The organism is Alkaliphilus peptidifermentans DSM 18978 (assembly GCF_900101495.1).
Taxonomy (GTDB): Bacteria; Bacillota; Clostridia; order Peptostreptococcales; family Natronincolaceae; genus Alkaliphilus_C; species Alkaliphilus_C peptidifermentans.
The window spans coordinates 13357-36782 of sequence record NZ_FMUS01000008.1 but is presented as its reverse complement, the minus strand read 5'-3'; the positions used below and the strand labels follow the sequence as shown (position 1 = coordinate 36782).

Genomic DNA, 23426 nt, shown 5'->3' with positions numbered 1-23426 from the left:
AAAGGGAGGATATAAGTGAATAATAATCAAATTTTTGATAAGTCAATAATGGAAATAATTAAAGAACGAAGGTCGGTCAGAACATATGAGGCAAAAAAACTGCCGCAGAAAGTGGTAGAAAGCTTAATTAGCTATGGTAAAGAGGTTGAAGGACCCTTTGATGTAAAGGTTCGCTTTGAATTAATTGATGATTTAGAAGCTATTGAAAAATCAGGAAATAAGGTGGGGACCTATGGAGTTATTAGCGGAGCTAATGCATACCTTGCGGCAGCAGCAGAAGACAAAGAATATAATTTAGAGCAGGTAGGCTATACATTAGAGAAATTAATACTTTATGCTACTTCCTTAGAGCTGGGAACCTGTTGGCTTGGTGGAACCTTCAAAAGAAACGGATTTGAAGACATTATAGGCCTCAAAGAAAATGAAATACTGCCTGTTGTAACTCCCGTAGGATATCCATCCTCGAGAAAAAGGATCCTTGATTCATTTATGCGATTAGCAGCTGGCTCCAATAATAGGAAAGAATGGTCCGACTTATTTTTTGAAAAAAGCTTCAATAGCCCACTCAGAAAAGAAGCTGCTGGACAGTATTATTTAGCCCTTGAAATGATTAGATTGGCACCTTCTGCATCCAATAAACAACCATGGAGAATTCTTATAAATGAGGATGGCTGCCACTTCTATTTAGATTCCACTAAAGGATATAGTAAAGCCTTGGGCTTTAATATACAAAGAATAGATATGGGCATAGCAATGTGTCATTTTGAGTTAACTATGAAGGAATTTGGAGAAAAGGGAAGATGGGGTTTTATACAACAGAATGATAAACTAGCTTCAAATATTACATATATTATAAGCTGGATAAAATAATAAAAAGGAGGTTACACAGAAACGGATTTCTTAATTAGGGGGGAATAGATAAATGAAAAATACGAACCAACTAAAGGAACAGCTTTTGAAGATAAGCAGTAATGAATGGACTTTCCCACAGGATATAAATTTATATGAGCTTGCACTAGACATGATGAGCAATATTGGGTCAACAGACTCTGAGCTTAGGGACGATTTAATACTTACCGGGTTCTATCATTTGATTGGAGATGAAAAATTATCTGGGAAAGAGCTGAAGGGACTGTTAGATATATCCCTAAGTGATAAACACTTGTTTTATAAACTAGGAGAAGAAGAGGATGATTCTGTATTTAATAGGGCCTTCACCATTCTTGTGCTTCAAGTGATAATTGACTATCATAACAGTTTAGGTGCAAATCTCCTTAGCCATGAGGAAATGGACAGTGTTTATGACAAAATTATTAACTATATAAGACATGAAAAGGATCTACGAGGCCATGTGAACATAAAAGGCTGGGCCCATGCTATAGCGCATTCAGGGGATGCTCTTAGAGAATTGGCTGTTTGTAGCTATTTAAGTAAGCAACAGCTTATGGGAATTTTAGAGGTAATTAAGGAAAAGGTTAGTATAAGTAACTATGTTTATATTAATGAAGAGGCTGAAAGGCTAGTAACGGCTATTGTAAAGGTTATAGAAAGAAAAGAACTTGAGGATTCTGAAGTTATTGGATGGATAAGAAGCTTCGCGAATATTGAAATACCTAGTAATTATCCGGAGGCACATTATTTCAAAGAAAATATTAAAAACCTTCTTCGCAGCCTATTTTTTAGGGTTAAATTTAAATATCCTCAGAGTGCATTTACTAGTGAAATAGAGGCGGTTCTTCATGGTATTAATAGCAGGTTTAACGAATACAGTAAATAACCTACAATGGAAGATATAAATACTATTTGTGAATAAATATTAAATTTTGCTAATGAGTCAGATTAATTTCTGACTCGTTTTGTGTCATAGATTTTTTCAATTAGGCTTTTGAAAGGATATATGTAAAAATAGTAGAATTTAATATATGCAATTGCCTAACCTGTATATGGGGCAAAAGGAGATAAGGGTATGTTAAAATTCGGGGGTCTAGGATTTAAAGCTTTATCATAGGGTATATGAGATAAATATATTAAAATCTGAAGGGAGCTTTTATTATGACGAGAATAGCAATTAATGCCAAAGGAGCAGTAGCTGTTGGGCCATATTCCCATGCCGTTGAGGCCGGTGAAACGGTATATTTTTCAGGACAAACACCCATAGATTCAAATACCGGAAAATTGGTCGAAGGGGATATTTCAGCTCAGACTAAACAATGCTTTATTAATCTCTTTAATGTGCTGGAGGCTGCTGGACTACAACCACAAGATGTTATAAAGGTAAATGTGTTTCTTACCAATATGGATAACTTCAAGGCCATGAATGAAGTATATGAGGGTCAATTTTCAACCCCGTATCCGGCACGAACAACCATTGGTGTAGCATCACTTCCCTTAAATGCACAGGTGGAAATTGAAATGATAGCACGAAAGGCAGTTTAAGGAAAAATTGAAGTGTGAATACTTGATGTTTATTAAGTAATCTGCTATTTTGAAAAGATCAAAGGCTTATATTATAACTATAGAATAACAGTGAAACTACTGTAACGGAGGCAATCGGATGAAACTCATATCGTGGAATGTTAATGGCCTAAGGGCTTGTGTAGGAAAAGGATTTAAGGATTATTTTAAGGATTCAGACGCAGATATATTCTGCCTTCAAGAAACAAAGCTACAGGAGGGGCAGATAGAAATCGATTTAGAGGGATACTATCAATATTGGAACTATGCAGTTAAAAAAGGCTATTCTGGTACAGCCATATTTTCAAAGCTTAAGCCTATATCTGTTAATTATGGTTTGAATATTGAAGAGCATGATCAGGAGGGACGAGTAATAACCCTGGAATTTGAAGACTTTTACTTAGTTAACGTATATACACCCAATTCTCAAAGAGGGTTGGCAAGGTTAGATTACAGAATGACATGGGAGGATGCCTTTAGAATATATCTTAAGGAACTAGATTCTAAAAAGCCTGTTATATTATGTGGAGACTTAAATGTAGCCCATAAGGAAATAGATTTGAAAAATCCTAAAACCAATAAGTTAAGTGCCGGCTTTACTGATGAAGAACGGGCCAAAATTACAGAATTACTCAATGAAGGCTTTGTTGATTCCTATAGGTTCTTTTATCCAGATCAGGAGGGAGCCTATACTTGGTGGTCATATATTGGCAAAGCAAGGGAAAGAAATACTGGCTGGAGAATTGATTATTTCGTAGTATCTGATAAACTTACCAATAGGTTGAAGGATTCACAAATACATCATAATATTATGGGCAGTGACCATTGTCCTGTGGTTTTGGAGATTTGCTTTGAAAAATGATTAACTATATATTTAATCTATAAATACTGAGCTAATAAAGATGAAGGAGCAAAAAAATGAGGGTAGATAGATTGCTTTCAATTATACTAATTATTGCAAAAAAAAGACTTGTTACAGGTAAGGATCTGGCAGAGCATTTTGAGGTTTCTCTTAGGACCATATATAGAGATATTGATAAAATATGTGAAGCAGGTATACCTATAGCCTCATATGGTGGAAAAGGTGGAGGCTATTATATCATGGAAAATTACAGCCTAGATAATCTTTTCTTTGATAAGGAAGAGGTACAAGCATTAATGACGGTGATGAATAGCATAAATATCCTATTTGGTAGAAATCAGCAATTTAATGATATTGTTATGAAATTTGAACACCTTAACAAAGAAGATTTGAAGCATGACAAGCTAAGCATAAACCTTTCCCATTTTAGTATGGAGGAGGAGCTTAAGGAATATCTATCCTTAATGAATAAAGCAATAGAAAAAAACAGACTCTTAATATTCGATTATGTAAATAGAAAAATGGAGTATTTAGAAAGAACTGTTGAACCGATACGTATAACCTACTCCCATGGAGAATGGTATCTAACAGGCTTCTGTAGAATTCGAAACAACTTGAGAAATTTCAAACTGGTTAGAATAAGGAACATTAAGCTAGGTGAAGGCTTTAATAAAAAAGAAATAGATAACGAAACTATAGACAGAATACTTACAGAGGGCTATGAAAATAGGAGTATTAAAGTAGTAATGAAGTTTACTAATAAAATAGGATTACAACTTTCCGAATATTTTCCCAAAAAATCCATAACACAGGATGAAGAGAATAATTATGTTGTAGAAGAATTATATCCCTATGAAGAGGGTTTACTAAAGTATATTTTAAGCTTTGGTAAGGAATGTGAAGTTATTGAGCCTGACTACTTAAGGGGAGAATTAAAAAACTATTTGTTGGATATACTAAAGAAATACCAGGACTGACAGGTAGATGTCAGTCCTGGTATTTCTTTATTTGAAGCTTATATTATAGAATTGAGTATTTCTGAAAGACGTTCCTTTAGATGGGCCTCAATTTCATTTGGCGAGCTTAATTCCATTACCTCATCACAAATCTTCTGTGCATCACTATATGAAACAGAGTTAATAATTTGTCTGATTTTAGGTATTGATGAAGGGCTCATACTAAATTCATCAAGTCCCATGCCTAAAAGCATTATGGCTGCCAGGGGATTCCCGGCAAACTCACCACACATTCCTGTAAACTTACCATGACTGTGGGAAGTATCAATAACATTTTTAATTAATCTCAAAAGGGATGGATGAAAGCTATTATATATATATCTAACCTTATCATTCATTCTATCTGCCGCCAGAGTATACTGGGTTAAATCATTGGTACCAATACTAAAGAAATCTACTTCCTTTATTATTAAATCAGCAGTAATAGCAGCAGAAGGAATTTCAATCATAACTCCAACCTCGATTTTAGAATTGAAGGGAATATCATTTTCCAATAGATCGGATTTTACCTCTGATAAAATAGCGTTGGCTTGAATAACCTCCTCAACTGATGCAATCATGGGATACATAATACGAGCATTTCCATAGGCACTTGCCCGAAGTATTGCCCTTAACTGACTTTTAAAAATATCAATTCTATCGAAGCAAATACGAATAGCTCTATAGCCTAAGAAAGGATTTTCCTCCTTTGGCAAATCTAAATATGGTATATTTTTATCTCCACCGATATCTAGAGTTCTAATTATTACAGGTTTACTTCCCATTTTTTCTACAACTGATCTATATGCATCAAATTGGACTTCCTCGCTTGGTAAGTGGGGGGTATCCATAAACAAAAATTCTGTTCTGAATAGACCAATACCTTCAGCTCCATATTCAAATACTGAGTTTACATCTTGAGGTAATCCAATATTGCCTCCCAACTCTACATGTCTGCCATCTTTTGTTCTAGTTACACAATTCTTATAGATTGATAGCTCTTTTTTTGCCTGTTCATCTTGCTGTATTTTTTCTTTATATTCCATTAATGTTTCCTCTGATAAATCATATTCAACAGTACCCTTTGTTCCATCTATAGCAATTAAGACATCCTTTTGGATAAGATCGCAAATTCCTTTAACTCCCAGAACCGCTGGAATTTCCATATTCCTTGCCAGGATTGCAGTGTGACAGGTTTCTCCGCCTATTTCTGCAACTATACCCTGCACATATGTTTTATCTATTAAAGCCATTTGAGCTGGAGTAATGTCTTTGCCAACCAATATTACTGCTTCTTCCAATTGAAATATCTCCTGCGGATTTATATTAAGAAGGTTATGAATTATTCTATTGCCTATATCTTGTATGTCCTTAGCCCGTTCCTTTATATAAGGGTCGTCTATTGCATCAAAAATTAACACCTGTTGGTTTATAGCCTCATTAACAGCTAAAGGTCCGTTCATATTTTTCTCAATTACGTTGCTTTCGATACTTTCAAATAGGACAGGATCATTTAATAGAGAGATATGGGTCTCAATAATATCAGCAGCCTCTTGATTGTTATTCAATTCGCTTTTTTTCTTTATTTCCTTCAATTGGTTAATAGATTTTGATATAGCATCTTGGATTTTTAATAGTTCGGCCTGAGCTTCTTGACCATATATTTTATCATTATTAATGACTATTTCCGGTTCGTAAACCAATAAAGCTTTACCAATTCCAATGCCAGATGATGCACCAATACCAGTATTCATTATATCAGCTCCTTAATTTTCATTTGTTTCTATAAAGTGTACTAATTCATCAATAGCCTCTTTTGCATCATCGCCATCGGCGATAACCATTAATTTATCTTCATATCTAATACCTGCCGACAATAGCATCATTAAGCTTTTTGCATTGATTAATCTTTCTTTATGTTCTATTTGAATATCAGATTTAAATTTTGTTGCAAGCTTAACGAGCTGCGATGCTGGCCTTGCATGAATGCCAACCTTGTTATATACGACAACCTCTCTTTTTATCATGCTGACTCCTCCCTACTGTCCATATCATTAGGTTATTTTCACCATATGTTTGCTTTCTTCAGCTGATGCTTTTACCTCAGCCAAGTTACTGCCAATTCCAGCTTGAACAACTGCTGCAATACTACCCTCCACCAAAGGAGCATCTGCTATTGAAACACGATTTCGTAAATCTTCATCAAGAAAATCTAATGCTAACTCTGTACTCATTATGGCACTACCTAAATCAACAAGTACTAATACACCATCTCCCGTATCTGCCTGTTTGATTGACTCCATTATTAAATTGGTATCTGTACCAATACTATCATCAGCTGTTCCACCAGCGGCAATTATTTGAACATTATCTTGAATCATCTGACTGCAAAGCTCAATTACTCCTTGGGCAATTTTTCTACTATGTGATACTATTACAATTCCAACCATGTGACTATCCCCTTTTATTTATAGTATTATAAGCAGCGTTTAGCATTAGATAGCTTGAGGTTGCGCCAGGGTCTTGATGTCCTATGCTTCTTTCACCAAGATAGCTGGCTCTTCCCCTTATGGCTTTAATGGTCTTTGTATATTCTACGCCTCCCAATGCGGCTTCTGTAGCAGCTTGAAGGGCTTCCTTTAGGGTGTTGTTATTATCAATAGCTTCTTTAAGGGCATCATAGGCAGGGTATAGAGCATCTAGCATTGTTTTGTCACCTTTGTTTGCATGGCCACGACTTACTATGCCTTGAATAGCTGAATTAAACATTTCCAACAGGTCAGTATTATTAATTTCCATCTTGCCATTCACTACTGAAGAAGCCTTGAGAAATGCTGTTCCATAAAGTGGACCGGAGGCGCCACCAACAGTTGATATAAGTGTCATGGCGGTTGTTTTTAAGATAACACCACAATCCTTATCCTGTAACGAGGGCAATTTGTTTAAAACTGCGGTAAAGCCCTTATTCATATTAATGCCATGATCGCCGTCTCCTATTGCAATATCCAATTCAGTTAAGTAACTCATGTTTTCTTCTATTGTTTTACAAATATTCTCCAATATTTCAATAAGCATAGCTTGGGTTATCATTATATACCCTCCTAAACAGATTTGATTAGGGATAGGAGAACCTATCCCTATAATTTTAAAGTTTAAAGCCTGGAGTATCTGCCTTGCTATCTAGCAATTCCTTTAGTTCTTCATCTAGCTTAAGTATTGATATAGAAAAGCCCGCCATTTCTAGAGATGTCATATAGTTTCCGACTATAGTTTTGTAAATTTTTATGCCCTTTTCATTTAATATTTCGGCAACTTCATTATTGACAATGTAAAGCTCCATAAGAGGTGTTCCGCCAAGGCCATTCACTAAAACTGCAACTTCTTCTCCGCTATTGATATCAATATCCTTAAGTATTTTTTCCATTAAATGACTAACAATTTCCTTTGCTGAGGTTATTTTAGCCCTATGGGTACCTGGCTCGCCATGAATACCTAAGCCAACTTCCATCTCGTCATCAGCCAATTGGAAGCCAGGCTTGCCTGCAGCAGGTACTGTACAAGGAGTTAAGCTCATTCCCATAGAACGAACATTAGCATTCACTTTTTCAGCTATGGCCTTAACCTCTTCCAGGGATTTACCCTTTTCAGCAGCAGCACCTGCTATTTTATGAACCAACACTGTTCCGGCAACACCTCTTCTACCGGTTGTCCATGTGCTATTTTCAACAGCTACATCGTCATTAACCACTACACTCTCTACTTTAATTCCTTCTTCAGCAGCCAATTCACTTGCCATCTCGAAGTTTAGTATATCGCCAGTATAGTTCTTAACAACTAAAAGAACGCCTCCACCATTATCAACAGCTTTAACTGCTTCAAAAACTTGATCTGGAGTGGGAGATGTAAATACTTCTCCTGCAACAGCTCCATCAAGCATACCCTCACCTACAAACCCACCATGGGAAGGCTCATGTCCACTTCCTCCACCACTGACTAAAGCCACCTTAGGAAAAGAAGGTTTATTTGCTCTGACTAGAACATTGAAGCCTTCTAATCTTTTAACGTACTCAGGATGAGCTTTAACTACACCTTCCAACATTTCATTTACTACTTGATTCGGGTCATTGATAATTTTTTTCATACCATTTCCTCCTCAACTATTTTTTGATAGATGCAATAGCAACAAATTAATTGTGTTGCAGAATACAAATATCCTTTAACTTATTGTTGATGCAATCTTCATACCAAATTATGAGCTAAGAAGGACAAATATGAATAATAGATAAAATAACAAGTTTGAAAATTTCCCCAAGAGCAATTGGCTTATTTAAGTTATCTAGGTTTTTCAGTGGTTACTTAACTATGTTTATGCAGATATATAAGATTAATAAAAGGGTTAATTGTTGTGATAAATATTACCAAAGTTCGATGAATAACCTTCACCAATGATATAAATATATCTAATAACTATAAGAATAGTGAAAGAGGTTGATAAAATTTATCATAACCTGATAAATTTTATCAACCCTGTGGCAAGCTAAGTCCATATTTTTTTGCCTTTAGAGAAACAGTTCTGTGGGTTATTCCTAGTGCCTTTCCAGCCTTGTTATATGATTTATATTTTTTCAAGGCAGCCTTTATAATAGCCTTTTCATATTCCTCAAGTGGTGCAATTTGATCATTTATTATATTAATAAGGTCTTCGCTTTCAATCTTTTTCTGAAGAGCTAAATAATCAGGTAAACAGCTTGAATCCAAGAGATTTCCATCGTTTAAGGCAATTGCCCGTTCAATAATATTTTCTAATTCTCTTATGTTACCGGGCCAGTGGTAAGCCTGAAGGATTGAATAGACATCACTAGATATGTTTTTAACTTTCTTTTTCTCATTCTTACATATTTTTTCAACGAAATGCTTAACCAGCAAAGGAATATCCTCGGGTCTTTCCCTTAATGGTGGTAGGGTTATAGGTATTACATTTAATCTATAAAATAAATCCTCCCTAAAGGTTCCGTCTTCTACCATTTTTTCAAGGTTTTTATTGGTGGCTGCTATTATTCTAACATCTATCTTTAGGGTTTCATCTCCACCAACCCTCTCAAACTCTCTTTCCTGTAACACTCTTAAAAGCTTAACCTGCATATCTTTGCTTATGTCACCAATTTCATCTAAGAAAATGGTGCCACCATTGGCTAATTCAAACCTCCCAGGCTTATCCTTGATGGCGCCTGTAAAAGCACCCCTTACATGGCCAAAGAGTTCACTTTCCAATAGATTTTCTGGTATGGTTGTGCAATTTAATCTGATAAAGGGTTTGTTTTTTCTAAAGCTAGCATCAGATATGGCTTTAGCAAATAATCCTTTCCCAGTACCACTTTCGCCATGGATTAACACTGTAGCATTAGATTGAGATGCCTTATATGCGATATCTAACACATTCTTTAAAGCCTTGCTCTTTCCGATAATAATATCGAATGCCTCGTGAAATCGCTGATTCCATTGAAGCTCCTCGCTAAAGTACTTAATTTTTGCCTCAGCATCATTTAATTTTTCCAATAGCTTCTGTAGCTCTGTTACTTCCTTGGAAAAGATAACAACTCCTCTAAAAACGCCATTTATCATGATTGGAGTAGTGTTACTTAAAATCTGAACTCCATCAACTCTTTGATCTATTAACCCTATATGGGGCTTTTTAGACTGAACTGCCTTAATTATACTGCTAATATTAAGAGGAGTGCTCTTAATATTATCACCTAAAGCGTCCTTTAATGTAACATTCCAACTTTTTTCAAACTGTGGATTCAGGTACACAATGGTACCTAATTCATTTATCATACATATTCCATCACTGGCATATTCCAAGATATTACCAAAGGTTTCTTTTATTTTTATTGTGGAATCCAGTTTACTTGATAATGCTTCAATTTCTGTAATATCTTGAAAAGTAGCAATTGCACCAATAATTCTGTCATCGATAATAATTGGAGACCGATTAGTAATTATAGTAGTGCTGCCTATATTTTGTCTATCGCCTATTGTTTTTTCACCCGTCTTAAGTACTTGTCCAAGTCTAGAATTTTCTAAAACCTTCGTAGCCTTTAAACCGATAACCTCATTACGAGAAATTCCAATAATTTTTTCTGCAGCTCTATTGAATAGAATGATTCTATTATCTTCATTCACAACAATTACACCGTCATATATGCTTTCAATTAACTGATCAACTGTAATCGTAGCTTTATCCAGTAAACGATCGATTTCATCGATGTCTACCTTTTCAATATCAATTTGTCCCTCAAGACAAGCAGCTATCTCAGCTAGTGCAAAATTACAAGCATCACCACCTTCACAGCTTACAACGACTTCGTCTTGATACCGTATGGTTAAAGAGGCTAGAGCCATCATGCTTGCAATGGGAACTTTATTGTCAGTATTTTTTTTTGAATAAATAAGTCCACGCTGTATGCTTTATTTATCTTGGTTGCCTTATAGGCAACAATGGCAGCAACTCGTGTATGTATTCCCTTGTAATTATTAACAATAACATTTTTATAGTATTTCATATTTAACCCCCACTTATTATTGCTATAGTACTATATGTACCGCTTAAATAAAATCTACACAGATTTTGAAGCTTATTTTATTGTTTATTTACTCCACTTCCTGCTCTAATCGATTATATATGGAGGTAACTCCAATCCACCAATTTTCATCCTCCGCATATCTTCTATTTATCCATTTAAAGGGCTCGATTTCTTCTGGCCGATCTTTGGATAAGTTAATTATAGTACGGGCTGCTATAGCAGAGGTATCGTAGATATCTGTATTATAACTTTGCCAGCTATTGAAGACATTAAATGGATTATTTGCAATTTTTTCTGCTGAGGGATGGTTCTTTGGCACGAAGCCCTGTTCATGGCCTGCAATGGCGAATAATATGAGCGCATTAAGCTGAAACTCCTTAGATACTTCAATTATGGCAGAAAAATAAGGTTCCTCAGCTAACAAGGAGTCGCGGGTGTTTAAATACAGTTTAAGCTTTGTGGTGTCGATCTCTTTATAATAGAAGTGGGCAGGTAGATGAGAATATACATAAGTAATAGGCTCCTCTATAATAATTAAAGGTGAAGGCTCATCTGCTTTAGGCATAGGAATAGTCAGCTGACCAATTATAATTAAAGAGAAAAACAGTGCAAGTACGTATCTAAGCGTATGTTTGCTAGAAGGATCTATAGCGGTGGAATCATCAGCAACAGGAGACGGAGCTATTTCCTTACAGTAGATAGCATCTGTATTGGATATTAAGATAGAGGTGTTGCTATCGAATAAAGGATTAATTTCATAAGTATGTGCTTGAAGCTTCTTAAAATGATACTCCTTTATTGTGTGACTGTCAATGGGTGTGGTTACATGGGAATTAACCCAAGTAGATACTTCATCAAAAAAGCTATCCTCCTCAATATCCATTGATAGTGTAGTCTGCAAAACATCATATAAAAATATTCCCTCTTGGCCTGTTAAAAGTGACTGGGAGAGTAGTCGTTCCCGTATAGATGAACGATATTGGCGTGGAAACCCCGAAAGGTTTTTATCAACAATACTCCGTATGGCATTACCCAAAACAAGGGCCCTTTTATGGTTATCATAATGAGGGTATTTTTTATGAATATATTGCCTTAGCTTTATTATATCATCCTTTAAAATTATCTTTAAGGCCTTTAGTTCCTTTGAAAAGTCCTCCACTTTCTCACGTCCTAAGTATATGTTTATAATTGATTTCTAATCTGTGACTTTATTATATATCAAAATAGTATTTTTTTCTATTATTCAAATAGAAGGAAGTAATGCATAAGAAAAAAATTAATAATGGTGGTAGAATTAAAAAAACAGAATAAATGAATTTTGAATACAATAAAGCTTCATAAAATACAAACTGTATAAAAAAACAATGATTGAGTTCAAATAAACATATGTGAGTTCATCATATAATAAATGATAACGTTTTCACCTGTAAAGCTTGAAAAATGAGAAAATATTATGAAAAAAGCAATGAATAAATATTGAACTAAGTAAATAAATATGATAAAATTACCATCAGCACAATAAACTAAATATTCAATAAAATGAATGAAATCGATGCTTAACATTCATGTATTAAAATAACATAATTTAGGGGGAGGATGTAAAATAGTTATGAATACAAATATGTACCCAGAGAGACAGGGCTTATATAATCCATCAATGGAAAAGGATAGCTGCGGTGTTGGCTTTATAGTTAATATCAACGGATATAGAACCCATGAGATTCTACATCAGGGGTTGCAAATTTTAAAAAATTTAAGTCATAGGGGTGCTGTAGGGGCAGATTCAGCCACTGGAGATGGCTCAGGAATTTCAATTCAAATTCCCCATGAGTTTTTGAAGAAGGAAGCAAATAAAATAAATATAACATTACCCAATATGGGCGACTACGCAGTTGGTATGATTTTTTTACCAAGAGAACCAAATGCACGACTGTTTTGTGAAGGTGTATTAGAAAGAATTATTAGGGAAGAAGGTCAGTCCTTACTGGGATGGAGAGAAGTTCCCATAAATGAAGATGCATGCGGCGAATCTGCCAGAGCCACTCGCCCAGTCGTTGCTCAAATATTTATTGATAGAAGGGGGCAAAGCTTAGACGCATTTGAAAGAAAGCTTTTTATTCTTCGAAAGCAGGTACAAAATATAATAATGAAAAAGAATAAACCCTACACTGATGGCTTTTATATTTGCTCCCTCTCCACTGCAACTGTAGTATATAAAGGCCAAATATTAGGGCATAAGCTTGATGAATTCTATGTTGATTTATTAGATGCGAGAGTAAAGACTTCTATAGCACTTATTCATGAAAGATATAGCACCAATACTTTCCCTTCTTGGAAGCTGGCTCAGCCTTTTCGATATATCGCCCATAATGGAGAGATAAATACAATAAGAGGAAATATAAATTGGATGAATGCAAGGGAGGGAGTTATGCACTCCAATTTATTTGGAGAAGAGTACACTAAAATTTTGCCTATTATCGAGGCAGGTGGAAGTGACTCGGCTTCACTAGATAATGCCCTGGAGTATTTTGTAAAGAATCAGCACTCTGTAGAAAACACTATGATGATGCTTATTCCTGAAGCATGGCAAAATGATATGTATATGGATAAAGAAAAAAGGAGCTTCTATGAATATCATGCTAGGGTAATGGAGCCATGGGATGGACCAGCCACAATAGCATTTACTGATGGAATTAAAGTGGGAGTAACAGTAGATAGAAATGGCTTAAGGCCTGCAAGATATATTATAACTAAAGATGATATGGTTATTATGGCCTCGGAGGTAGGGGTACTGGATATTCCCCCAGAAAAAATATTGGAAAAGGGTTGTTTACAGCCTGGGAAAATTCTCTTAGTAAATACAAAAGAAGGACGAATAGTATCCGATAATGAAATTAAAGCTTTAGCCTCTACAAGAAAACCCTTTAGAGAATGGGTAGAGCGCAATAGAATGACAATGAAGGATATAGAGGCATCCCATGAAACTAAAGTAATGAGCCAAGAAGTCCTTCATAGAAATCAATTGGTTTTTGGATATACCACAGAAGAAATCAATAAGGTAATTGCATATATGGCTAAAAATGCTAAAGAGCCCATCGGTTCGATGGGTGTTGAGACACCAATCGCAATTCTATCGCAAAAACCTCAAATGATTTTTAATTATTTTAAGCAAAAATTTGCGCAGGTTACAAATCCTCCAATAGATCCCATAAGAGAGGCGGGTGTAATGTCTTTAGTTCAGTTCATTGGGAGTCATGGAAGGCTATTGGATAAGGTTGAGACTGAAGTAGATAATAAGTACATTAAGCTTCAGCATCCAATTTTAAAGAATAGTCAATTGGAGTATATTCGTAGACTTAATACAAAAGACTTTAAGGCTATTACCATTCCAATAGTATTCCAAGCTGACCACATAGATAATGGATTGAGGGAAGCATTAGATTATTTATGTAAGCGCGCTGAAGAAAATGTAAAGCTTGGTTATAATATTATTATTTTAAGTGACCGGAATATCGATATGTATAATGCACCAATACCCAGTCTTTTAGCTTTAGGGGCTGTGCATCATCACTTGGTTAGAACAAAGCAAAGAACATCAGTAGATATTATAATGGAAACGGGAGATGCAAGGGATGCAATGCATATGGCTCTATTAGTTGGATTCGGTGCAAAAGCTATAAACCCCTATATGGCATTTGAGACAATCTCTCATATAGTAGAAAATAATAAAAAAGAAAAAAAGAATATAAGTCTAGAGGATGCCATTAATAACTATAGCAAAGCAATTTGTGCTGGGCTATTAAAAATTATATCAAGAATGGGTATTTCTACATTGCAGAGCTATAGTGGAGCTCAAATATTCGAGGCCATTGGGTTAAATCAACGTATCATTGATAAATATTTTACAGATACGCCTGCCGTTCTTTCGGGAATAGGACTAGAGGACATATCTAAAGGTATATTGGGAAGACAGTTTTCGGCATATCATCTATTGGGAAAAGTAGATGTAGGTGGAGAAATAGTATGGCATAAAGAAGGAGAATTTCATACCCTTAATCCAGAGGTGGTTAAAAAATTAAGAGGAGCTAGTAAAAATAAAAGCCTAAAAATCTACAACGAATATGCTGATATGGTCAATAATGAGGCAGAAAAAACTGCAACAATCAGGGGATTATTAAACTTCAAAAAAAGAAATAGCATATCTATAGAAGAGGTAGAGACAGTTGAAAGCATTATTAAACGATTCAGAATCTCGGCAATGTCATTTGGTTCATTAAGTACAGAAGCCCATGAAACCTTAGCTATAGCAGGAAATAGGATTGGTTTAGCAACCAATTGTGGAGAAGGCGGTGAAGACCCAAGTAGATATGATATGCAGCTAGATAAAAACCTAAAAAGTAAAGTAAAACAGGTTGCTTCAGGTAGATTTGGAGTTACTACCAACTATCTAATAAATTGTAATGAAATTGAAATTAAAATGGCTCAGGGTGCTAAACCAGGAGAAGGAGGTCATTTGCCCGGAGATAAAGTAACTGCTGAAATCGCAAGGGTACGACATTCAGCACCTGGAATAGATTTAATATCACCACCACCCCACCATGATATATATTCAATAGAAGATTTATCCCAACTAATCTTTGACCTTAAGAATGTAAATCCAAAGGCTAAGATAGGGGTGAAATTAGTATCTCAAATTGGTGTTGGAACCGTTGTAGCTGGAGTTGCAAAAGCCTATGCAGATTTTGTTATGGTTAGTGGACATGACGGTGGCACTGGAGCAGCTCCACTTAGCTCGATGAAATATGTAGGACTTCCGTGGGAATTAGGGATAGCTGAAGCCCAACAGACTCTATTACTAAATAATTTAAGAAGCAGGATAAAACTACAGGTGGATGGTAAAATGAAAACCGGGCGGGACGTTATAATTGCAGCCCTCTTAGGTGCTGAGGAATATGGATTTGCCACTACTCCATTAATAGCATGTGGATGTAAAATGTGTAGACAATGTCATTTGAATATGTGCCCTGCAGGTATCGCAACTCAGGAGTATGCCCTCCGTCAAAAATTCGATGGTAAGCCAGAAGATCTAATTAATTATTTTTACTTTGTTGCCATGGAGATCCGTACTATAATGGCAGAGCTTGGATTCAAGACAATCGAAGAAATGATAGGAAGAGTTGATGTGTTAGAGGTACAGCATCTGGATAAAGACACACATATAGATTATGATTTGTCAGCTATACTTTATAAACCTGAACTACCTTCACGAATTGAAGGAAGGTGTACAATAAATCAAAGACATAATATAGAAAGTATATTGGACAGAAAGATTATATGTGATTCAAAGGAGACATTAAAATCTGGAAAGAGCATTGAACATATGCTGAAAATAAGAAATACAGATCGTTCCTTTGGAAGCATGCTAAGCGGAGAAATTGCCCTTAGATATGGAGATGCAGGCTTGCCAGATGATACAATTAAGATATTTTTAGAAGGCTCTGCGGGGCAAAGCTTTGGTGCCTTTGCCATCAAAGGGCTAACACTTGTACTTGAGGGGGATGCAAATGACTATTTGGGTAAAGGACTCTCAGGTGGAAAAATTATAGTTATTCCACCTAAAATGGCCACATATGACTCTAGCGAAAATATAATTGCAGGAAATACTTTACTTTATGGTGCAACAGGAGGAGAGTCATATATTGCAGGAAGAGTGGGACAAAGATTTTGCGTTCGTAACAGTGGTGCAATTGCTATTGTAGAGGGAATAGGGGACCATGGTTGTGAATATATGACGGGAGGTATAGCTGTTGTTCTAGGATCAATTGGAAAGAATTTTGGAGCTGGAATGAGTGGTGGAGTGGCCTATGTGTTAAATGAGGATAATGATTTTAAAGATAAGTTTAATAATGAAATGATAGAAGTTGAATGTCTAAATAATAGGGAAGAAATAAAATCATTACAAAAACTAATTACAAAACATTATGTAAACACACAGAGTAATAAAGCTAAAGACATATTGAATAATTGGAATTTTTATGGAAATAAATTTTTAAAGATATGCTCCCCATTTTATTCAAGTGAGATGGAGTGTATTGGTTAGCTGTAAAACTTCATAGTAAAATAAAAATAATGTTGTTTTCAGTGAACAACATTATTTTTTATACATTAGAAAAAAAGCATTCTCATTATTAATACGAAATATTTTAATAAAATACCAGCAATGTAATAATATGGAATGCAATTCAATATCATATAATACAAACCAATTTAGTGATGCCAACAGCAGGAGCAAAGTATTTTGTAAAAAATAATAGCACACATTCCACCCTTTATTATTATAATGTATGGGGCGAGTAGAATTAATCTTGAATAGAAAGGGGAATGAATATGATTTCCAGCAAGCTACATAAACTCTTGTCCAAAAGATCAGAAAATAGCTTGACAATTGATATAGAAAATAAAAAAAACTGCTGAGTTTTCTACATGCAACCATCGGTTCGGGTGGGAAAGCCAATTGAAGTAGGCAAATATAACATATACAATGTTGAAGGCTATAGTATTTTTGTTAATAAGAACCTGCCTTTTAATAATGAATTAATGACATTTGTTTTAGAAAATACTTCTATAGAAGATGACTAGAAACTGTTTTGTATATTTTTTTTGATGTATTTTAAGAATATTTAAAAAATATATTGACAAAAGTGTTTTTATTTTATAAACTTTTGTAAATCAATAAATTTGAAAGCGTTGAATAAGAGTAGTAGGTTTACTGAAAGATTACAGAGAATCGGCAATGGTGAGAACCCGATATCAGCAGGTATACTGAATGGACTTATGAGTGGAAGCTGAAGTTATAGTAGGTAACCCGGGTTTCTCCCGTTATAGAGATAGGATATCGGCGTTGTATGCCCGTATCTGAAGGAGTGGGTCTATGACCAATTGAGGTGGCAACGCGGAAATCCGTCCTCTATACATATTTATATATGTGTAGAGGATTTTTTGTTTTTGGAGATCATTATATGAAAGCTTCTACTCACTCTGCGTCTTTCGTTTGTTGTTATTAAATTAAACTAGGAGGTAATTGTAATGAAAAGAAGAGATGGGTATTTTGGAAGCTTTGGAGGAGCATATGTGCCGGAGGGACTAAAGGTGGCGTTGGGGGAGGTTGAGGAAAGCTTTTATAAACATATTGAGGACCAGGACTTTTTAGCCGAGCTTGCATACTATCAAAAACAATACATTGGCAGGGAAAACCCTCTTTACTTTGCAGAAAGATTAAGTAAAGAAATAGATGGTGCCAAAATCTACTTAAAGCGTGAAGATTTAAATCATACAGGAGCTCACAAAATCAATAATGCAATTGGGCAGGTATTGCTGGCGAAGAGAATGAATAAAAGAAGAATTATTGCAGAGACAGGGGCAGGACAGCATGGGGTAGCTACGGCTACAGTGTGTGCGTTATTTGATATTGAGTGCACCATTTATATGGGTGAAATAGATACCGAAAGACAGGCACTGAATGTATTTAGGATGGAGATGCTAGGAGCAAAGGTAGTGCCAGTTAAAGGTGGAACCAGAACCTTAAAGGATGCTGTTGATGCAGCATTGCAGGATTATATTTGTAATGCATCTGATACATTTTATCTATTGGGCTCTGCTGTGGGTCCGCATCCCTATCCTACAATGGTGAGGGAATTTCAAAGTATAATCGGACAAGAAGCAAGACGACAAATTTTAGAAGCAGAAGGTAGATTACCAGATTATCTTGTAGCCTGTGTGGGAGGAGGAAGCAATGCGATCGGGTTATTCCATCCATTTATAAATGATGAGAAGGTTAAAATAATTGGGGTTGAGCCAGCAGGAAAAGGACTGGAAACAGGAGAACATGCTGCTTCTATCTCTATGGGATCAATAGGAGTTATACATGGCTTCAAATGCTATACACTACAGGATAAATACGGGGAGCCCCTTCCTGTGCATTCCATAGCAGCAGGACTTGATTATCCAGGGGTAGGGCCAGAGCATAGCTATTACAATGAAATTGGCCGTGGGGAATATGTATCAATAACTGATAAAGAGGCATTAAAGGCTTTTTTCCAACTATCAAAAACAGAGGGAATTATTCCAGCCTTAGAAAGTGCCCATGCTATTGCCTATGCAATAAAGCTGGCAAAGGAGCTTACAAAGCAAGAAATAATAATCGTTAACCTATCTGGAAGAGGAGATAAGGACGTTGAGCAGGTTAAGAAGCTGATGGGGTAAGATATAGCACCATCTCGTTTTTACCGAATAGACTATAGAAAAAAGGTAAGAAGGGATGGGTAAGAATATGTCAGCAGAATTTAAAAAGCCAGTAAGTGTACATACATTACACTATGTCACTCCGAATATTAGCTTTTATTATCCAATGGTGTACGGTTTAAGTGATTTAATTATACAGCAAAAGATAAATTATAAAATAACTAGTTTAATGCTGCAGGTGGTATCTGAGGTTATTAATCCCTATAGTACCACCTATGTAACAGGGTTTTATGAAATAAAAACCAATGAAAGGAACGTCTTAAGTATAACCTTAAGTGCTTTGGGCGATTTCGGAGGGGCACATCCTTTTACTGTAGTAAGATCAGTTAGCTTTGATGTGAAAACAGGGGATTATTATAAGCTATATCAGCTATTTAAGCCCAATAGCCATTACATAGAGAAGCTTTCAGAGATGGTATACAAACAAATAAAAGAAAGAGAAATACCACTACTGGGTGAGTTTAAAGGTGTAAGGATGGATCAGGATTACTACATTGCCGATAAGACTCTTATAATATACTTTCAGCTTTATGAAATATCACCATACTATGTGGGTTTGCCTTATTTTTCAATACCAATTTATAATATTAGTGATATTATAATAAAAGATAGTATTTTAGATAGGATGTTATATTATTTATAAAATTTTATAGCTAATAAAAAATGCTGAAGCTCATATTTATTAGCTTCAGCATTTTACATTTTATACTATTCAACTCTATATTCAACAAATTATAGACAAAGAGTTTATAAGTATACTTTAGCTTATACATTTGATAAAATATATATATAGCAAGGTATTATTATAAAAAAATATAAGGTATTGAATTGCTAATCCATAGTAACATATAAGCGTAAATAGTGTAGTGGGAGTTGTGGTTATGAATATTCTATTCTATATAGTTACAGTAATAATTGTTTTGGCAATCCAAGCTTTACAAATGTTTGGAAATGTAGAAGGGCTTTTTTTTATCTTAAGACCAGTGGTGGCATTCCTTGAATTGTTTTTAAGCACCACCTTCACTTATTATGAAGGGATTGGCTTTATTAGCCCCGATTTACATATAAATATTAGTAAAGCATGCTCCGGGGTAAATTTCTTTTCAATGACATTCTTGATGCTTGTATTCTCATTTATATCTAAACTTAAAGGAGTTAAGCTTAAATGGCTCGCTCTAATTGATTTTTTAGTTTTTTCTTATTTATTAACTATATTCGTAAATGGATCAAGGATAATAGTTACAGTTTTTGTTATGAATTTAGGAGTTTTTCCGGCAAGATATGAAGCAATAGTTCATCAAACCTTAGGGGTATTTTTTTATCTGGGTTTTTTATTGCTTACACATATAATTTATACAAAGTTAATTAAGAAATTGGGGGAGACATATGAAGAAATTATATAGGCCTTATCTGATTTTTTTTGTTATTACTATACCTCATATAGTTTTACTATTAACCTTTTCAAGAATTTTTAACATTATTAGCACAGAATTAACCACCCAAGCCATGAATACTTGGATCCTTATGGCGGCGTATTTGATAATAGCTGGTGCCTCCTTCACTATGTATGGTTTAATTAACTGGTATAGGAAAAAAGACATACATCACTATAGTGCTGTTATAATGCTTGCAACATATCTTGTATTTTTATTTGGTTATTTCTTTAATGATTTAGACTTAGTACCTTCTTCAGTACCTAATTGGATGCTTTTTGGTGTTTCACCATACTTAACTATTCTTACATTAATTACACCCTGTATAGGCTATGGGATGCTGATTCTAGTACATTGGACTTCTGAAAAATACAAAGTGAATAATCTATCTAAAGAAATAGCATTATTAATTGGAATTCCTGTTGGGTGGTACATATTCTTTAATATAATTATTAGAATTATGTGGACTACTTCATTTTTTCAGGGGATAGAAACTTTATTTTACATTATTTTTACTGTATCTATTGTTATTTTTTTCTTTATGCTAATACGAATACTATATTTTATATTACTAAATAAATTTCAAGCTTGGCAAAGCTACCTATCTATTGTTGTTATTGTTGGTGGAGTATTGGGTCTAATGCTTAATCAAGGAACCTATAATATGTTTGGAGATTTCTCCCATTATAGCTTTTATGTTTTAGCTGTAGTTACAGGAGTATTAACAGGATTACCTGCAGAGAAGTATAGTAAAGCTGGCATTGGTATATTTATAGCGAAAAGCATCACCATTGTTTATAGCTGTTATTTCTTTATAGTTTTTTTACCTTATTTACCAGTATCCATTATAGGGATAATCTTTTTTGGCTTAGGGGTACTGATGCTGGTTCCAATATTGCTTATGTTCCTGCATGTGCGGTCCCTGTGGAATGATTATAATTACTTAAGGAATAAGTATAAGGATGGAATGTTAATTACACTTTTTTTAGTAGGTATGATGGTTATACCTAGTATTTTTGGTTTAGCCATAAGCCAGGATAAACAGCATCTCGATAATGCTCTAAGCTATGTTTATCAGAGAAGCTATGATGAGACTACGGAGATAAATTTAAATTTAAATGGAATAAGAAGAGCAATAGATAACATTAAGTATCAGAATGAAAATGATTTTAGCCTATTTAGCCAGAGAAGAAGTATCCCCTATTTATCGGCTATATATAACAGCTATGTACTTGATAATTTATCAATATCCAATGAAAAATTAAACAGGCTAGAAGCTATATTTTATGGTGAATATGAAGAGAATACTTTACAGGAGAATGGTTTTAGAGCATGGCCGGGTAATGTGCTTTTACAAAAGGCAGAGGGAGAAACCTTTTATGATGTAGAGGAGGGGGCATATAAAAGCTGGGTTCACCTAGAGCTTCAAAATTTATCTAATGATCAAAGTGAATATATTACTTTATTTCAGCTTCCAGAAGGAAGTTATATAAGTGATTATTACCTATATGTCTTTGATGAAAAAAAGTATGGACTAATTGCCGACAAAAGAGCTGCCAATTGGGTGTATCAGCAGGTAAGAGCAGTAAGACAAGACCCAGGTCTATTAACATATGTAGGAGATAACCTAATAGAATTTAAAGTATTTCCCTTTGAAGGGAATGAAAGAAGGAAGACTGGTATAGAAATTACCCACAGGCACCCCATTCAACTAGATATAAATGGTTATTTGGTTGAATTAGATGATATTAACTATAGTAGAGAAGATATGCCTTTTGATATGGATTTACATCAAAGCTTTGCTTATATTACTAAAGAAGCCAAGGCAAAGATGACACAAATAACAAGAATACCTGAATACTATTTCCTCATAGATTATTCAAGAGGAAATGAAAACATGATGGAAGAATATTTTAGTAGGGTAAATAATTATATAACTGAAGCTGATATATCAGATTCAGTTAAAGAAATAATAGGAGTTAATTATAAAGAGATAAAAACTCCATATGGAGCAGGATGGGAGGATAATCTAAAAAGCTTAAGGGTTAATGGTGGGCTACATTTAGATTATTCAGTAAAGAGGATATTCTATGAAAACTATATAAACAATAGTGACAGCTACCCTATTATTATAGTAGTTACAGATCAAATGACAAGGGCAATTTTACCAAAGGATTTTGAAAACTTTATGTTTACAGCACCTGAGGGAGCCTATTACTATCAATTAGATGGCAATGTTAATCTTAATAGGTACTCACTATTAAGCACAGATATGGATTATGCAGAAGGGATAAATAGAATTCATGAGGCACCAGTCCTGACTTGGGGAAATAATAAAGGTAGCTTTTACATAGCTGATGATTCTCAGGATAGTATTATTATTCTAAAGCATGATGAAATAATTTCAGGAGATATTGCCAATAACTCTGACTGGGAAAATGGAGTGCTGTTAAAAGCCATGTATATGCAGTCAATTCTAAAACCAGAAATGAATGCAGAGAACACATTAGCCATTGTAAAGAGCAGTTTAATAAGTGAGGTTATGAGTCCGTTGACCTCCTTCATTGTACTTGAGACTGAGGCTCAGGAAAAGGCAATGCTTGAAAAACAAAAGCAATTACTGGCTACAGATAAGCCAATTGATATAGGCGATGTAACTGAAATGGATGAACCTTCCATTATAATCATAGCATTTTTAATGCTTGTGACCATGCTTCTCTATAAGAGGTACAAAACAAAAGAAATTGATTATTAAGCATATTTGTGTTAATATATTGATACAATAGATTAAAACTAA

Annotated in this window: 19 protein-coding genes and 1 other annotated feature; of the genes, 11 read left to right on the top strand and 8 right to left on the bottom strand. The window is 34.8% G+C overall.

Annotated features, from left to right (window positions below):
• Positions 1–15: 15 nt before the first annotated feature.
• The 5 genes from BLP68_RS07300 (at position 16) to BLP68_RS07280 (ending at position 4293) form a co-directional block, all read left to right on the top strand.
• Complete coding sequence (locus tag BLP68_RS07300; RefSeq protein ID WP_242876930.1) at positions 16–870, top strand: nitroreductase family protein; 855 nt, start codon at positions 16–18, stop codon at positions 868–870.
• A gap of 52 nt (positions 871–922) precedes the next feature.
• Complete coding sequence (locus BLP68_RS07295) at positions 923–1777, top strand: DUF2785 domain-containing protein (protein WP_091541831.1); 855 nt, start codon at positions 923–925, stop codon at positions 1775–1777.
• Between the two features lie 275 nt (positions 1778–2052).
• Entirely contained in the window at positions 2053–2436 is a 384-nt protein-coding gene (locus BLP68_RS07290; RefSeq protein ID WP_176758908.1) for a RidA family protein, read from the top strand.
• 118 nt (positions 2437–2554) lie between these two features.
• On the top strand, positions 2555–3316 hold the full coding sequence (locus tag BLP68_RS07285; RefSeq protein WP_091541826.1) for an exodeoxyribonuclease III: 762 nt from the start codon (positions 2555–2557) through the stop codon (positions 3314–3316).
• Positions 3317–3372: 56 nt separating this feature from the next.
• Positions 3373–4293, top strand: a complete 921-nt coding sequence (locus BLP68_RS07280) for a helix-turn-helix transcriptional regulator (RefSeq protein WP_091541823.1) — start codon at positions 3373–3375, stop codon at positions 4291–4293.
• Between the two features lie 38 nt (positions 4294–4331).
• On the opposite strand, the gene ptsP is transcribed toward BLP68_RS07280, so the two are convergent.
• The 8 genes from ptsP to BLP68_RS07245 all read right to left on the bottom strand — a co-directional run bounded on the left by ptsP (position 4332) and on the right by BLP68_RS07245 (position 12054).
• Complete coding sequence (gene ptsP / locus BLP68_RS07275) at positions 4332–6065, bottom strand: phosphoenolpyruvate--protein phosphotransferase (protein WP_091541821.1); 1734 nt, start codon at positions 6063–6065, stop codon at positions 4332–4334.
• A gap of 12 nt (positions 6066–6077) precedes the next feature.
• Complete coding sequence (locus tag BLP68_RS07270) at positions 6078–6338, bottom strand: HPr family phosphocarrier protein (protein WP_091541819.1); 261 nt, start codon at positions 6336–6338, stop codon at positions 6078–6080.
• A gap of 27 nt (positions 6339–6365) precedes the next feature.
• Positions 6366–6761 carry a dihydroxyacetone kinase phosphoryl donor subunit DhaM gene (gene dhaM, locus BLP68_RS07265; protein ID WP_091541817.1) on the bottom strand — a complete coding sequence of 132 codons (396 nt, stop codon included), beginning with the start codon at positions 6759–6761 and terminating at the stop codon, positions 6366–6368.
• Positions 6762–6765: 4 nt separating this feature from the next.
• The gene (gene dhaL / locus BLP68_RS07260) at positions 6766–7401 is read right to left on the bottom strand and encodes a dihydroxyacetone kinase subunit DhaL (protein ID WP_207647892.1); all 636 of its coding nucleotides are present in this window, start codon (positions 7399–7401) and stop codon (positions 6766–6768) included.
• 55 nt (positions 7402–7456) lie between these two features.
• Positions 7457–8452: a dihydroxyacetone kinase subunit DhaK gene (gene dhaK / locus BLP68_RS07255; RefSeq protein ID WP_091541812.1), complete on the bottom strand. Its 996-nt coding sequence runs from the start codon at positions 8450–8452 to the stop codon at positions 7457–7459.
• Positions 8453–8832: 380 nt separating this feature from the next.
• A complete protein-coding gene (locus BLP68_RS07250) occupies positions 8833–10713 on the bottom strand; it encodes a sigma 54-interacting transcriptional regulator (RefSeq protein ID WP_207647891.1) in 1881 nt (626 codons plus the stop codon).
• Positions 10713–10874 (bottom strand): HPr family phosphocarrier protein, encoded by a 162-nt coding sequence (locus tag BLP68_RS22250; RefSeq protein WP_143003069.1) that lies wholly within the window; start codon positions 10872–10874, stop codon positions 10713–10715. The genes BLP68_RS07250 and BLP68_RS22250 overlap by 1 nt, the downstream gene beginning before the upstream one ends.
• Before the next feature lie 88 nt (positions 10875–10962).
• Positions 10963–12054 (bottom strand): glucosaminidase domain-containing protein, encoded by a 1092-nt coding sequence (locus BLP68_RS07245; RefSeq protein WP_091541808.1) that lies wholly within the window; start codon positions 12052–12054, stop codon positions 10963–10965.
• Between the two features lie 450 nt (positions 12055–12504).
• Between BLP68_RS07245 and gltB the strand changes: the two genes are divergently transcribed.
• The 6 genes from gltB (at position 12505) to BLP68_RS07220 (ending at position 23384) form a co-directional block, all read left to right on the top strand.
• Positions 12505–16995 (top strand): glutamate synthase large subunit, encoded by a 4491-nt coding sequence (gltB, locus tag BLP68_RS07240; RefSeq protein WP_091541806.1) that lies wholly within the window; start codon positions 12505–12507, stop codon positions 16993–16995.
• 383 nt (positions 16996–17378) lie between these two features.
• On the top strand, positions 17379–17534 hold the full coding sequence (locus tag BLP68_RS21675) for a hypothetical protein (protein WP_176758907.1): 156 nt from the start codon (positions 17379–17381) through the stop codon (positions 17532–17534).
• A 99-nt stretch (positions 17535–17633) separates the two neighbouring features.
• Positions 17634–17866 (top strand) — a binding site (T-box leader).
• A gap of 115 nt (positions 17867–17981) precedes the next feature.
• The gene (gene trpB / locus BLP68_RS07235; protein ID WP_091541804.1) at positions 17982–19157 is read left to right on the top strand and encodes a tryptophan synthase subunit beta; all 1176 of its coding nucleotides are present in this window, start codon (positions 17982–17984) and stop codon (positions 19155–19157) included.
• A 67-nt stretch (positions 19158–19224) separates the two neighbouring features.
• Positions 19225–19839 (top strand): DUF3298 and DUF4163 domain-containing protein, encoded by a 615-nt coding sequence (locus BLP68_RS07230; RefSeq protein ID WP_091541802.1) that lies wholly within the window; start codon positions 19225–19227, stop codon positions 19837–19839.
• A gap of 238 nt (positions 19840–20077) precedes the next feature.
• Positions 20078–20599 (top strand): exosortase K, encoded by a 522-nt coding sequence (gene xrtK, locus BLP68_RS07225; protein WP_091541800.1) that lies wholly within the window; start codon positions 20078–20080, stop codon positions 20597–20599.
• Positions 20583–23384 (top strand): MSEP-CTERM sorting domain-containing protein, encoded by a 2802-nt coding sequence (locus BLP68_RS07220; protein ID WP_091541798.1) that lies wholly within the window; start codon positions 20583–20585, stop codon positions 23382–23384. The genes xrtK and BLP68_RS07220 overlap by 17 nt, the downstream gene beginning before the upstream one ends.
• The last annotated feature ends 42 nt before the right edge of the window (positions 23385–23426 follow it).